The organism is Dolichospermum flos-aquae CCAP 1403/13F (genome assembly GCF_012516395.1).
In the GTDB taxonomy this organism is placed as follows: domain Bacteria; phylum Cyanobacteriota; class Cyanobacteriia; order Cyanobacteriales; family Nostocaceae; genus Dolichospermum; species Dolichospermum lemmermannii.
This window is the reverse complement of record NZ_CP051206.1, coordinates 1,532,501-1,546,481: the sequence shown is the minus strand read 5'-3', so window position 1 is coordinate 1,546,481 and position 13,981 is coordinate 1,532,501. Positions and strand designations below refer to the sequence as shown.

The window sequence follows — 13,981 nt, the reverse complement described above, 5'->3', positions numbered from 1 at the left end:
AGAAATATCTTTTACGCTACAGCCAAATTGACTTTAACAATTACATCATTAAAATCTTTATCACCACCACCACGTAAATCCTCAAAACCAAAGGTATTATCACCTAACATCCGCACATGATCTACACCATCTGAGTTCGCACCCAAGAAGGTAAAGTAAATATCTGGATTATTATTAGGATTACTATCAAGTAGGGCATCAGGTGTACCATTCACAACAAGAAATGGTACATATATAGAGCCACCTTGGAGCGTATTATTGAAATTTGCCGTTCCACCGTTGTTCACAGCTAAATTAATGTCAGAAAGACGACCATTAATAGCTGCTTGAACATAACCATCTTGTCCTGGGAGGATATCAGCCTTACCATCACCATTAGTATCAATACCGCCATTCGCATCAGTCACGCGATAGAAACCAACAAAATTGTTGTAACTTGCTTCTCGGTTAACCACAAAATTAGCGGTTACTGCGCCAGTAATACCTCGTAAATCCAGCGATTCGCCTTGTGGTTTATTTTGCAAAGATGTACCCAAAGCTGTAGGTCGATCACTGGCCTGAATTGTTAACGGAAAATCCTCAAAGCCGCTAGGATTACCAGAACCATCTTCCCAATCTAGGGAATACTGATCAGATCCCAAATCTGTAATCTTGAGATTAGCAGGGTTGGCAAACAGGACATTGCCAATAGAGGTGTTATTACTCAGTACAGAATCGGTTGAACCGTCTTTAACCAAGTAGAATCTCAAATTGTCATTGGAGTTAAATCTTAATAACCTGTCCAGGCTAGTAGGATCAAATCCAGCAGGAAGATTAGTAAGGGTAGAGAAAACTACCTGACCTTTTGCTAATGCTTTTTCTGCATAACCCGCTTCATCGGGGGCAATACCATCAACTTTACCAGACGCATCATCAACAGTAAATACTCCAATTTCATTGCGACCGGAATTGGGTCCTGTTAATTTTACTTCCAGTGTTGCCTTGCCGTTGTTGCCTTTGATATTGAAGACATTATCACTAACTAGCGTTAGGAAATCGCTAACAGTGCCGGTGCCAGTGGAAGTTGGATTAACATCAGGTGTACCAGCAGATGTGGCAGCAGGAGTTCCGAAGATCACATAGGCTTCACCTGCTTGAGAATTAGCCAAGGGAGCGCCAATAATCAAATCATTAACACCATCACCATTGACATCTCCAGCACCACTGACTGACTGACCTAAGTTACTATTTTCAGCACCATCAATGATAAAGCCCTTTTCACCATCGTACTCAGGTGTATCGAAAGTTGAGAGTTCAAAGGTAGCGCCAAAGCCTTGTTTGCTGCCATAAATAATATAGCCTTGTCCAGCGTTATCAGTAGCCTTTTTTGCCCCAAGAATGATGTCATCAATACCATCATCGTTAAAATCTCCCAAACCACTGACAGACCAGCCGGAGTTGTCAAGGGCGGAAACACCGTTGATGGTAAAGCCATTGCTACCATTAAGGTTAGCAAGATTGATGCCAGAACCAAAACCATTTTTATTACCAAAGACTACATAGCTTCTGCCAGCAGATTCTTTGTCATTGGGATTGCCATCTTTTGCCCCAATAATCAAGTCTCCGATGCCGTCACCGTTGATATCTCCAGCTTTGCTAACAGAGAAGCCTGATTGATCACCGGCTTGTCCGTTGATGGTAAAACCATCGCTGCTATTGAGGTTAGAGACGTTGATAATCTTGGAAGTAAGGGGATTTGTGGGATCAGTCTTCCGTCCATAAATAACAAAACTGCTTCCAGAATTATCACCATTGGTATTAGCAGAGGGCGCACCAAGAATGATGTCATCAAGTCCATCACCGTTGATATCTCCGGCCTCACTAACGGAATAGCCCAGGTTATTTGGGTTATCACTGATGATTTTTAAGCCTAAGCTGTCAATATTAGCAAGGTTTAAGCTGGAATCAAAACCACCTTCTTTCCCAAAGATGATATAGGCTTCTCCTTTATTAGCTGTTCCGTCATCACTAGGATGAGTTGCACCAATTAATAGGTCTTTAACGCCATCACCATTAAAATCGCCGGCACTGCTAACAGCCCAACCTGCAAGATCACCAGACTGATTACCTTTGATGGTAAAACCCTGGCTAGGTTCAAGGTTGGATAGTTCAATGGGATTACTAAAATGGTTGGGGTCTTTACTGCCAAAGACGACATAAGCAGCCCCGGAATTATCCCCATTGATGTTAGAAAAGGGTGCGCCAATGACTAGATCATCAACACCGTCACCGTTAATATCCCCAATATTGCTAACGGAACGGCCTGAGTCATCACCAACTTCTGCCCCATTAATCACAAAGCCTGTAGTAGCATTGAGATTGGAAGGGTCTATGACTTGTTGAAAGTTCTCTTTGCTGCCAAAGACTACATAAGTTTTCCCGGAGTTAAATTTGTCATTAGGATCACTCAAAGGTGAGCCGATGATTACATCCCCAATGCCATCACCGTTGATATCACCGGCGTTGCTAACTGAGTAGCCTAATTGATCATCACTTGCACCGCTGATGACAAAGCCATCTTTGTTGACTGTGGGTATAATCTCGCCCGTTACAGGATCTATAAGGCTAGTCTCGCCAGTTACAGGATCTATAAGGGTTAGAAATGAGGTTTCAATAGGTGTGGGATTTGTGGTGGAAGTGCTATCTATGTTGGAACTAATATCTACATTGGAGCTAATATCCTGTTCGGAGGTGGTGTCTACAATGGAGGTGGTATTTTCAAGAGGGATAGGATCTTGTTCGGATGTGGTGGCTACATTAGAACTAATATCTTCAATGGCAGTAGGATCTTGTTCGGAGGTGATGCCTACATTAGAACTGATATCTTCAATGGCAGTGGTGTCTTCAATGAGAGTGTTATCTGCGAGTGTAGTAGCGTTAATATTTGGTTCCATGATGGTGTAGTGTTATTGGTTTTTTGAATGTTTGATAAATTTCGGTTACAGCAAAGCAGGTGTAATGGGTTGTTCCACCTTAGTTACACAAACATTTGCTATAAATCTGCGTTAAGAAATAGCTCTAGGCTGTAGTTGAGTTGCTAGAGTTGGTGTTCATGATAATAATGGATAGAATTTCATACCCCTGGGGTAAATACAGCGGTTTCCGCTCTTATGAGGTACAAAGTTGAATCATGAAACTCTTGTAGTGCGGGCATCTTGCCCGCTAGATATGTACCTCATAACACCGGGAAGTGCTGTATGCGTGTTTGTTTCTAAGTTTGAGTCATTAGAGTAACTGAGGATGGAAATAGGGGAATAGTAGTTAATGCCCTGGTATGCTGAAATTTCTCTGGACTGTAGTTGTGTTACCAGAGTTGGTATAGATAATTTTTTTTGAGATGGTCAGATCCGGTTAACTTCTATGGGAGATCAAACCTTCATCATCCATCTTATATACAAAAGTTTTCACCTCTTATGATCAAATCCAGGTCTATTTAAGACTTGGGTTTTTGCCGACGACACCCAAACGAAGGAAGATGCTGAAGTTTATACCTGATTTGATTTAAGGACTCTTAGCTTTTCACTAACGAGAAAGTTTACTTTGATTGCCCGAAAACAGTACAGCCTAGATATTGTGCTATTAGTTGTGAAGCTTCTGTGAACTTGAGGTCAATAACACGCAAATTTCTGAGTTTGGCTTTTATCATTGGCTGTAAACATGACAATCAAATTTAGTCTGCGGTATGATACTTGATGTTAATGGAAAAAATTTCTCTTCCCTGTTCTCAAGTCCCGCTTCCTATAACTTAATCCCTAATTGCTAATGTCCAATCCGGACTTCTTTTAAATATTCTGACTACTTTTGATCTACTGTCTTTACCAGTAATCCTAATGTGTGGGTAATGCTGGGGCTGGTGTTTAATGGGTGAGAATGGGAATTTGGGGAAAAAATGTCTGCTACTGGTTGTCAACGGGGTAAACTCGGGAAGAAGGAGTTCAGGAGTATGGCTAACGCCGCGCTTCGCTATCAGGAGTATGGCTAACGCCACGCTTCGCTATCAGGAGGAAGGAAGAAGAAGGAAGAAGAAGGAAATTTCTTTCTCTGCTTCTCTTGCTTCTCTTATCTTGTCAACGGGTATATACTCTACCTTTCCATGCACCTCCACGTCCTTGCCAATGTTGTAATGCTGAATCTATTGTCATAGAAGTATATAAAAAAGCAATGATGGGTAAGCTAAAAGCAAAAACTGGAGAACATTTATAAAAACGAATAATTGGGAAATAAGCAAAAGTCATCAGTAGATATCCGATGAAAGAAATCAGGGTAATTATCCAATTCCCCAATACCAGACCGAAAATAATTGCTATCGGTGGTAATAAATAAACTAAAGTCATTCCCAACAGGCTGCCTATTAGCAGGAAAGGGGAATAATTTAGTTGTGTGTAAGCACTTCTGGCGACCATATCCCAAATTGTTTTCAGGGAGTCGTAAGGACGTAAGCTATAGGTTAGGGTGCTTAATCCTAGCCAGATTTTTCCGTGAGTTGATTTAACGGCTTTGGCTAGGGAACAATCATCAATTAAGGCTTGACGAATTATTTGCAACCCACCAATTCTATTTAGGGCTTCTGAGTGAATGAGAATACAACCTCCAGCAGCGCCAGCAGTAGCTTTTTTGGGATTATTTACCCAGGAAAATGGATAACAATTTGCCTGTCCAACCTGGGGGTAATGAGGTGCTGGTAACAATTTGCAATTGCTGGGTTTTGTCGAGGTTGTGGGCTACTTCTTGGGCAACATTGGCTGTACCATCGCTACTTTGATCGTCTACTAAAAAGATGGTGAAATTACCAGGATAGTCTTGAAGGAGGAGCGATCGCAAGCTAACAGGAATGACATCGGCTTCATTACGGGCAGGAATTATTACGCACACGGTCGGTAAGATGTTGTTATCAATATCTTTATCTTTATTTGCTTCTAATTGGTGATTAACTCGCCAAAACTGCCCCCAAAATAAGAGTAAAAATATCCAAATGACTAAGGATAGAAGGGTCAAACTGAATATAATTGTTGCCATAACTGTTGCTGTACTCCAATTTAAAATTTAAAAGACAAATTTAATTCTTTTACTGACTTGGATAGAATACAATGTTTGCTGATTTTGCGGAAGAATTTTCTCGTAATTCGGTTATGTTATTTAAATATTGTTTGGTGCTGAGGTAGGTATTTGATGCAAACACAAGATAGAATAAAAGTCAAGCAAGTTGTTGATGCGATAGCCGCAAGTCAAAAACATCTACTTTCTATTCAAAATCCCGATGGTTATTGGTGGGCTGAGTTAGAGTCTAATGTTACCATCACTTCAGAAGCTGTTTTATTACATAAGATTTGGGGAACTGAGAAAACCAGACCTTTACATAAAGTTGAAAATTATCTCCGTTCTCAACAACGAGAACATGGAGGTTGGGAATTGTTTTATGGTGATGGTGGAGATTTAAACACAACTGTAGAAGCCTATATGGCTTTAAGATTGTTAGGTGTACCCGCTACAGATACCGCATTGCTGAAAGCGAAATCTCTAATTTTAGCTAAAGGTGGTATTAGCAAAACTCGGATTTTTACAAAGTTACATCTAGCTTTAATTGGCTGTTATAATTGGCGCGGACTGCCTTCTTTGCCACCTTGGGTAATGTTACTACCCGATAATTTTTTCTTCAATATTTATGAACTTTCGAGTTGGGCGCGTTCTAGCACTGTGCCATTATTAATTGTCTTTGATCGAAAACCAATTTTTAACATTGATCAGCCAATTAATTTAGATGAATTATATGCTGAAGGTGTAAATAATGTCTGCTGGGAATTACCAAAAAATGGTGATTGGTCAGATATTTTTAATATCCTTGATGATGGCTTTAAATTAGCAGAAAGTATTAATTTTGTCCCTTTTAGAAATGAAGGAATTAAAGCCGCAGAAAAATGGATTCTAGAACGTCAAGAAGTTACAGGTGATTGGGGGGGAATTATTCCCGCAATGTTAAATTCTCTGTTAGCTTTAAAGTGTTTAGATTATGATGCTAATGATCCGGTGATCGAACGGGGTTTAAAAGCAGTTAATAATTTCGCCATTGAAACAGAAAATAGTTACTGTGTCCAACCTTGTGTTTCTCCTGTATGGGATACAGCTTGGGCGATTCGGGCTTTGATTGATTCAGGTTTTGCCCCAAATGATCCGGCTATTGTTAAAGCTGGAGCATGGTTAATAGAGAAACAAATTCTCGATTATGGTGATTGGAATGTCAAAAACAAGCAGGGAAAACCCGGTGCTTGGGCGTTTGAATTTGAAAATCGTTTTTACCCAGATGTGGATGATTCGGCTGTGGTTGTCATGGCTTTACATCAAGCAAAATTGCCAAATGAGGAACTAAAAAAACAAGCTATTGATAGGGCTTTAAATTGGATTGCGACGATGCAATGTAAACCAGGTGGTTGGGCGGCTTTTGATCTTGATAATGATCAAGAATGGCTCAATTCTGTCCCCTATGGTGATTTGAAAGCGATGATTGATACAAATACGGCTGATGTCACTGCTAGAGTATTGGAAATGTTGGGGGCTTGTAATTTATCAATTCAACCAGATAATTTAGAAAAGTCTTTAGATTATCTTTTGAAAGAACAAGAAATAGAAGGTTGTTGGTTTGGACGTTGGGGTGTAAATTACATTTATGGAACTAGCGGCGTTTTATCAGCTTTGGCTTTAATTAATCCTTTGAAATATGCTAGAGATATAAATCAGGGTGCAGCTTGGTTAGTGAAAGTACAAAATTCTGATGGTGGTTGGGGAGAAACTTGTTTTAGTTACAATGATCCTAGTTTAAAAGGAAAAGGTGACAGTACAGCATCCCAAACAGCATGGGCTTTAATTGGGTTAATAGCAGCAGGTGAAGCAACGGATAAATTAGCGATTGATAGTATTGAAAAGGGGATTAATTACCTATTAGAAACACAAAAATTAGATGGTACTTGGGATGAAGAATACTTTACCGGAACGGGCTTCCCTTGCCATTTTTATTTGAAGTATCACCTTTATCAGCAGTATTTTCCTTTAATGGCTTTGGGACGATATCAAGCAAAATGTTCGAGTTAAATAGCAATACCTTTGCCATTTTTCTGGAGAAATATTATCAATCTTGTAGTGTGGGCATCTTGCCCGCTATTTCTAAACCCCATTTATTAGTGTTGTCAAAGAAAGTGGATAATATGGTTATAAAAAAATTATGGGTAGGAATTGGTTGTCAAAAAGGAATTTCCCAACAATTAATTAATTTAGTAATCAAAAAAGTTTTTCAGGAAAATCAACTTATATATCATGAAATAGCTGGAATTGCAACTATTGATAAAAAAGCCTCAGAAATTGGTTTATTGGAATTTTGTAACTTAGAAAAACTACCTTTAAAAACCTTTAGTGCGGAACTTTTAAATAATGTATTTGTTCCCAATCCTAATAATACTATTACTAAGTTAGTGGGAACATCTAGCGTAGCAGAGGCTTCCGCGATTCTTGCAGCTTCAGAAATCACATCTAAGGAAATAATGTTATTAGTTCCTAAACAGATTTTCCGATTACCAGAAGCACCAGCAACAATCACAGTAGCCGTTGCTAAAAGTGAAAACCTGATATTTTAATCAACTGCATTAACAATCTGATTAATAATACCAGAAACAATTGATAAAACAATTGAACCTAAAAAAGCAGGAATAAAACCCCGAATTTCAAAACCATAGCCGGGAGTTATGGCACTGGCAAACCATAGCGTTAAGGCATTAATCACCAGGGTGAATAAACCCAAAGTAATTAAGGTGATGGGAAATGCTAAAATCTGCAAAATTGGTCGCACAATGGCATTTACTAAACCAATCACAACAGCGGCAATTAAGGCAGCAACAAAACTAGTGAGAATGATTCCAGGAACAATTTTAGCCGTAATTAATAATGCTACCGCAGTCCCGATCCAAGTTAAAAGAAAGTGCTTCATAGTTTGATGACGAGAACAAGATTAACGTGACTGGGAAGTGCGGTTCAAGAACACTTTCCATGTACCACCACCGACAACACCATCAGGTTTTAAACCATAACGAGTTTGAGCAGCTTTGACTGCGGCTTCTGTGGATCTTCCGAAATCTCCATCTATTTTACCATTTAAAAAACCCAGGATTTTGAGTTGTTTTTGCAATTTAATTACTTCCGGTCCACTTGTACCTAAATGTAAAATTGGCCATCCTTGGGGAGTATATTTAATACCGGGCATTTGTTGATTGAGAGGAGTGGGTTGAATACTAGAATTAGGCTGATTGGTGGTGCGTTTAGTAGTCGGTGGTTTTGTGAATCTGGTCGGTTGGGTAGGAACAGTCGTAAAACTACTGGCAGCATTAGGTGCGGAAGTAATAATATTTGATGGGCTGGGAAACAGTTTTTGCCAAGTGATATTATCTACATTACCAGTGGGATTTAGGCCAGCAGCTTGCTGAAATTGGGCAACGGCAATAATGGTACTTTGTTGATATGTACCATCCACAGCACCTGAATAAAAGCCCAAAAGCTTCAAAGCGGCTTGAAGTTCTGTAACTCGTTCACCCTGACTACCTAAGTTTAGAGGAGGACGATTAATTTTAACTTCTGTGTTGACTTGGGCAATTTTAATCGCTGCTGCTGTTGATATAAAAGCAGAGGAACTAATTAACGCGGGTGTGGTGGTTAACAAGAGTAAGCAATACCAAGAATTTGCGCTCATGTAGTTGGGAATACTTGCTATCAAACTAAATTTCATAGAATTTTTGTATAACTTTCCGATGCTGATCTTACCCTGTGGCGATCGCTTTGTTTGCCTTTAATCTTTTTGGTGTGAAGATAAAACATAATCGAATATTTCCAAGACTTGATTTTGTTGGGTTTCCTTACGTCAACCCAACCTACGCAATTTAAGGTTTTAGAAAGTAGCTGTCTGAATGGCTTCTTCTGGTCCAACGAGAGATAAGTATGGTGCTTGTAAATATTTACAAGCGGTTGTCATTGCCTCCGTTACAGTGACATTATTAATTAATTCGGGAAACTTTTGATCAAATTCAATTCCTAAACCCAAAATTTCATACCAACCATATATCTGTGCAATATGTCCATTAGTTTGTTTACCCAACGCATATTGACCGATAATTTTGTTTTTAGCAGTTTGTAATGCTTCTGCTGACAGTTCGGTGGTAGATAATAATTCTACTTCTTGGCGAAGTCCATTAAAAGCAACTTTGGTGTTTTCCGGTGCTGTCCCAATATAAACCACGAAGGAAGCGGGAAAAAGTCGAGTCGAATAAATAGCAGATACGTCATAAGCTAAACCTTGCTTTTCTCGCAATTCTACAAATAAACGACTAGAAAGACCATTCCCTAAATAGGTAGCAAGTAACTTGAGGGCTGCATATTCTGGGTTGGTTACTGATGGTCCTAAATAACCCAACATGATAATTGATTGTTGTGTATTTAAGGGTTTCAGGCAAGATTTAGGTGATCCAGTAATTGGTGGTAAATTAAGAGTAGGTTTGGTGGAATTTGGTATTTGCCAATCACCAAAAATCTTATTTACTAATTTCTCTGCTTGTGCTGGTGTAATGCGTCCAGCAATGCTAATGACAATATTATCAGGACGGAAATGAGTTTGATGATATTCTACTAAGTCATCACGGGTAATGCTGCTCATGGTTGTTTCATCACCTAAAACTGACATAGAGTAGGGATGATTTGGGTACATTACCTGACGCAGTTGTTCAAAAGCCAGTCCAAAAGGTTGCTCTTTTTGGGAACGAATATCTTGGATTGCTAATCGCTTTTCTAATTCTATTTGGTTTTCGGGAAAGGTAGGCGATCGCAATAATTGTCCAGCCAATGTTAAAATATCAATAAAATCAGCAGTTACTGTTTTCAACGATAGCAAAAAATAATCTGTAGCTGCATCTGTACCTAAACCAGCTCCTACAGATTCAACTTTTTCAGCAATTTCTAAACTCGATAAACCATCACATCCCTTTGTCATTACTGCTGATAATAAATGCGCTAAACCAGCTTTTTCTCGCTGTTCATGACAACTACCAGCGCGAATAAAAATCCGTCCCGCAATAATATCAGCAGCTTGATTTTCTGAGACTAATAAAACAATGCCATTACTTAATACGGTGCGATGAATCAGAGAGCGACTATTAATAGTTTGCATTTTTTACTTAATAATTAACAAGGTTTGAGAATTGTCACAGCATAATTAGCTGGGGAAAGATATTGTTGAGCTAATTTTTGCAGTTCTTGCGGATTGAAAGACTGGATTTCTTGGGGATAGGTAACAGCTAATTCAGCGTTAGCAATGGTATGATAATAACCATAAAAATTAGTTAGCTGATCTGGTGTTTCTGTAGAAAAGGCATAATCATTACATAAAAACCTCTGAATACGATTTATTTCTGGCTTGCTAATTTCTTGATTTTGCAATTCTTGTAAATGATCACAAATCAACTCTTCAACGCGTTCCAGATATTCTGATTCTAACCAAGCCGTAATTGTAAATAAACTTGATTCTTGTTGTAAAGAGAAATCACAGCATAAGTCTTGAACAAGTTGCTTTTCTTCCCGCAAATCAGATACTAATCGAGAAATTCTCCCTTCTCCTAACAGTGCTGATAATAATTCTAAACCATGAACAGCCCGAAATTCTTCTACTCCTGGCACTTTCCAACCCATAATTAACCGCGCTTGTTCCAGTCTAGGTAAAATTAACTCATGACGACGAATTCCTGAAATTACCGGTGCTGCAATTTTGGTAAATTGGGGACAATGATCACGTTGCGGAAAATCTACAAATGTCTGGTTTACCAAGTCCCTCGCAGCTTTTTCACCAATTCCCCCCACCACAACCACAGTCATATTTTCTGGTTGGTAATAACTGCGATAAAAACAGCGCATAGCTTCGGGGGAATGCTGCATTAATTCTGGCTCAGTTCCCAATACAGAACGTCCGTAAGGGTGCTGTTGGTAAACATTTTTAACAAGAGATTGAAAACCTACCCAATCAGGATCATCGTTGTAAGAACGGATTTCTTCTAGCACCACATCCCGTTCTCTGATAAATTCATCGTCAGGAATGGCTGCATTCAGGAGTAATTCTCCCAAATGTGGTAGAGTATGCTCTAGGTAATTAGCAGCGGTTGTAATCGAATAATGGGCATAATCGTGGCTGGTAGCGGCATTACTCACACCACCAATTTTTTCAATATGATAATCAAATTCTCCAGGCAGCAAGTTTGGTGTACCTTTGAAAATCATGTGTTCTAGAAAATGTGCCATTCCAAACCAAGGTTCTGGTTCTAGGTTAGCTCCCGCACGCACCCAAACGTCAGCTATGACTACGGGTGTAGTGGATATTTCTTGGTGAATGAATGTCAAGCCGTTATCTAATTTGATAACTGAACCGGGAAACACGTTGTTAGTTAGTTGTTTTAGCAATTTTTTCTAGTTTCAACCACAATTTAATTTTGTCATTCTAACCTTGAATTTAACGGAAAAGAAAGCCAAATTGTAGAAATTTAGTAAATCAACAAGTTTTATGGATAAATAATGTTCCCCAAATAGGTAATATTGATAGAATGAGAAAAACGACTATCCACGCTGGCATTTTCTCCTCGATAGATGCGTTAGTAGCAGTCAGCTTGCCTTTTTCATCAGTTGTTAGTTGGTATTTAATAATATCGTTTTTATGAAGACACGCCCAGGAATTTTATTACTTACTTTAGCCATCCCTGGTTTCTTGGTAGTATTGATATCCCTTTATTATTTTGGTACTGATTATGACGCACTAATAAAAGCTGAAAATTATTTAGAAAAATTGGTAAAAGAGGAAAAGCCTAATGAAAGAACTTTGCAATTTGCATATCATCGAGCTTTAGCCCATCGAATTAATGTTTTTGCTGATGCTACTTGGGGATTATTGGGAGGTGTGATTACAGCAGTGGGAATACATGGTTTAGTGATGTTGAAGGAGAAAGATTAAAACACTTCCTCCTATTAATTTAAACGGCTAAATTTTCCATTTTCCAAGTTGCTAAATCTGCTAAAGAGCGATCGCGGTAACGTCCGTATTTTTCCGGTTTACTCTTAATTTTCACACCCAAATCTGGCACAATTCCAAAATTAGGAGCCATCGGTTGAAAATGTTTTGGTGCAGCGGATCTGATAAACTCAAATAATGCCCCCATCATCGTTGTAATAGGTAAAATTAGAGGTTCTTTTCCTAAAGCTAATCTAGCTGCATTTGTTCCCGCTAACCAACCTCCCGCAGATGCAGCAGTATAACCTTCTGTTCCTATTAATTGTCCCGCAGCTAGTAAAGTTGGACGTTCTTTAAATTGCAAACTTGCAGACATTAACTGTGGTGCATTTAAAAAAGTATTGCGGTGCATTACTCCTAATCTGACAAATTCGGCTTTTTCCAATCCAGGTATCATTTGAAAAACTCTTTTTTGTTCACCCCAGCGTAAATTAGTTTGAAATCCGACCATATTCCAAAGTTGACCGGCTTTATCTTCTTGTCGTAATTGAATTACCGCATAGTTACGTTCTCCATTGCGAGGATCAGATAAACCCACAGGTTTGAGGGGTCCATAACGCATGGTGTCTTCCCCTCTGCGTGCCATTTCTTCAATTGGTAAACAAGCTTCAAAAAATTTCGCTGTTTCCTTTTCAAAGTCTTTTAATTCTGTTTGTTCTGCTTGACAAAGTGCTGATCGAAATTGTAAATACTGCTCTTTATTCATCGGACAATTTAGATAAGCTGCCTCACCTTTATCATAACGAGAAGCCATAAATGCAATATCTTTATTGATAGAATCTCCGACAATAATTGGACTCGCAGCATCAAAAAAGTTGAGATATTCCATCCCCGTAAATCGCTGTAAATCTGCGGCTAAATCGGGACTGGTTAAAGGTCCAGAAGCTAATACAACGATACCTTGGGGAATTTCTTTAACTTCACCGCGTCGGAAATCAATTAAAGGATGATTTGCTAAGGTTTGGGTTAGATCTTCGCCAAATTGTCCTCTGTCTACCGCCAAAGCCCCACCAGCAGGGACTGCGTGTTCATCTGCTTTGGAGATGACAATAGAACCGAGTTGGCGGAGTTCTTCGTGTAATAGACCGGCAGCGCGATCGCTCGCCATAGCCCCGAAAGAGTTGCTACAGACCAATTCGGCCAAATTTTCCGTATGATGGGCAGGGCTGAAGCGTTTAGGGCGCATCTCGTGGAGAATCACAGGCACACCAGCTTGAGCTATTTGCCATGCTGCTTCTGTTCCCGCCAGTCCGCCGCCAATTACTTGTATCGGTTGTTGTGTCATAGTTGTTTTTTTAATTACTTGGTTTGGTTATAATAACAATTAAGAGCAGATCAGAATTTTAGATGCTTAATCCTCTTGTTAAATTCATCAATTTTGCAGGGTTAGCGCATCTCAAACGCTATTGACAGAAGAATTACAGTAGAGGAGAATAGTTTGCTATGGATGCTGCTAACACAGAAACCATGTATTGATCATTCATGGCAGCTCGTCGTGATTTTTGTCGAATACTGCGACGAAAAGTTGGTTCTCTGTCTAAGGCATTGAGGGCAATACGACGTAGTAAGGCAAAGTTTTGTGGACTGTGCATGGAACGAATTCGACATTCATCTTCATGGAAAGTGACATCCAATGTCCAATGAACAGAGTTTTCAATCCCCCAATGCTGTCGAATTGCACTACCAATTTTGTTAGCATCACTATCAAGACTAGTAATATAAAATTGAATTTCATGGGTAGTTTTATTCCAATGCTGAACCTTACGAACTACCATGACTACTGTTGTTAATCCTGCCCATTGGTTTTGTTCATAAAGTGCTGGTAATTGTGAAATTGGAACAGTATAAACTGTCCGATTTTCGATG

Annotated in this window: 9 protein-coding genes and 2 pseudogenes (1 of these 11 only partly in view); 3 read left to right on the top strand and 8 right to left on the bottom strand. The window is 39.2% G+C overall.

Annotated elements, in window-relative coordinates; all coding sequences use genetic code 11:
• Window positions 1-11 precede the first annotated feature (11 nt).
• Together HGD76_RS07575 and HGD76_RS07570 are read right to left on the bottom strand one after the other, a co-directional pair.
• A complete protein-coding gene (locus HGD76_RS07575; RefSeq protein WP_168695404.1) occupies window positions 12-2,933 on the bottom strand; it encodes a DUF4114 domain-containing protein in 2,922 nt (973 codons plus the stop codon).
• A 1,173-nt stretch (window positions 2,934-4,106) separates the two neighbouring features.
• A pseudogene (locus HGD76_RS07570) lies at window positions 4,107-5,055 on the bottom strand (glycosyltransferase).
• A gap of 153 nt (window positions 5,056-5,208) precedes the next feature.
• Here HGD76_RS07570 and shc point away from each other — a divergent pair.
• Window positions 5,209-7,122: a squalene--hopene cyclase gene (gene shc, locus HGD76_RS07565; protein ID WP_168695403.1), complete on the top strand. Its 1,914-nt coding sequence runs from the start codon at window positions 5,209-5,211 to the stop codon at window positions 7,120-7,122.
• A gap of 113 nt (window positions 7,123-7,235) precedes the next feature.
• Window positions 7,236-7,661, top strand: a complete 426-nt coding sequence (locus HGD76_RS07560) for a cobalamin biosynthesis protein (protein WP_168695402.1) — start codon at window positions 7,236-7,238, stop codon at window positions 7,659-7,661.
• Here HGD76_RS07560 and HGD76_RS07555 read toward each other — a convergent pair.
• The 4 genes from HGD76_RS07555 to HGD76_RS07540 form a co-directional block, all read right to left on the bottom strand.
• Window positions 7,658-8,011 (bottom strand): phage holin family protein, encoded by a 354-nt coding sequence (locus HGD76_RS07555; RefSeq protein ID WP_015080630.1) that lies wholly within the window; start codon window positions 8,009-8,011, stop codon window positions 7,658-7,660. The genes HGD76_RS07560 and HGD76_RS07555 overlap by 4 nt on opposite strands.
• Window positions 8,012-8,032: 21 nt before the next feature.
• Entirely contained in the window at window positions 8,033-8,803 is a 771-nt protein-coding gene (locus HGD76_RS07550) for a peptidoglycan-binding domain-containing protein (protein ID WP_168695401.1), read from the bottom strand.
• Between the two features lie 159 nt (window positions 8,804-8,962).
• Window positions 8,963-10,234 (bottom strand): M16 family metallopeptidase, encoded by a 1,272-nt coding sequence (locus tag HGD76_RS07545; RefSeq protein WP_168695400.1) that lies wholly within the window; start codon window positions 10,232-10,234, stop codon window positions 8,963-8,965.
• A 14-nt stretch (window positions 10,235-10,248) separates the two neighbouring features.
• A complete protein-coding gene (locus HGD76_RS07540; protein WP_168697392.1) occupies window positions 10,249-11,490 on the bottom strand; it encodes a M16 family metallopeptidase in 1,242 nt (413 codons plus the stop codon).
• Between the two features lie 274 nt (window positions 11,491-11,764).
• Here HGD76_RS07540 and HGD76_RS07535 point away from each other — a divergent pair, with 274 nt between their 5' ends.
• Window positions 11,765-12,058, top strand: a complete 294-nt coding sequence (locus HGD76_RS07535) for a hypothetical protein (RefSeq protein ID WP_041458064.1) — start codon at window positions 11,765-11,767, stop codon at window positions 12,056-12,058.
• Between the two features lie 19 nt (window positions 12,059-12,077).
• Here the strand turns inward: HGD76_RS07535 and trmFO are convergent, their stop codons facing one another.
• Window positions 12,078-13,400, bottom strand: a complete 1,323-nt coding sequence (gene trmFO, locus HGD76_RS07530; protein WP_168695399.1) for an FADH(2)-oxidizing methylenetetrahydrofolate--tRNA-(uracil(54)-C(5))-methyltransferase TrmFO — start codon at window positions 13,398-13,400, stop codon at window positions 12,078-12,080.
• 133 nt (window positions 13,401-13,533) lie between these two features.
• A pseudogene (locus HGD76_RS07525) lies at window positions 13,534-13,981 on the bottom strand (ISAs1 family transposase) (its annotated part continues 473 nt past the right edge of the window); the annotation flags it as partial.

Coding starts and splice junctions, on each gene's coding strand:
- HGD76_RS07535 (WP_041458064.1), top strand. CDS start 11,765: ATGAAGACACGCCCAGGAATTTTATTACTTACTTTAGCCATCCCTGGT.
- trmFO (WP_168695399.1), bottom strand. CDS start 13,400: ATGACACAACAACCGATACAAGTAATTGGCGGCGGACTGGCGGGAACA.
- shc (WP_168695403.1), top strand. CDS start 5,209: ATGCAAACACAAGATAGAATAAAAGTCAAGCAAGTTGTTGATGCGATA.
- HGD76_RS07555 (WP_015080630.1), bottom strand. CDS start 8,011: ATGAAGCACTTTCTTTTAACTTGGATCGGGACTGCGGTAGCATTATTA.
- HGD76_RS07545 (WP_168695400.1), bottom strand. CDS start 10,234: ATGCAAACTATTAATAGTCGCTCTCTGATTCATCGCACCGTATTAAGT.
- HGD76_RS07575 (WP_168695404.1), bottom strand. CDS start 2,933: ATGGAACCAAATATTAACGCTACTACACTCGCAGATAACACTCTCATT.
- HGD76_RS07550 (WP_168695401.1), bottom strand. CDS start 8,803: ATGAAATTTAGTTTGATAGCAAGTATTCCCAACTACATGAGCGCAAAT.
- HGD76_RS07560 (WP_168695402.1), top strand. CDS start 7,236: ATGGTTATAAAAAAATTATGGGTAGGAATTGGTTGTCAAAAAGGAATT.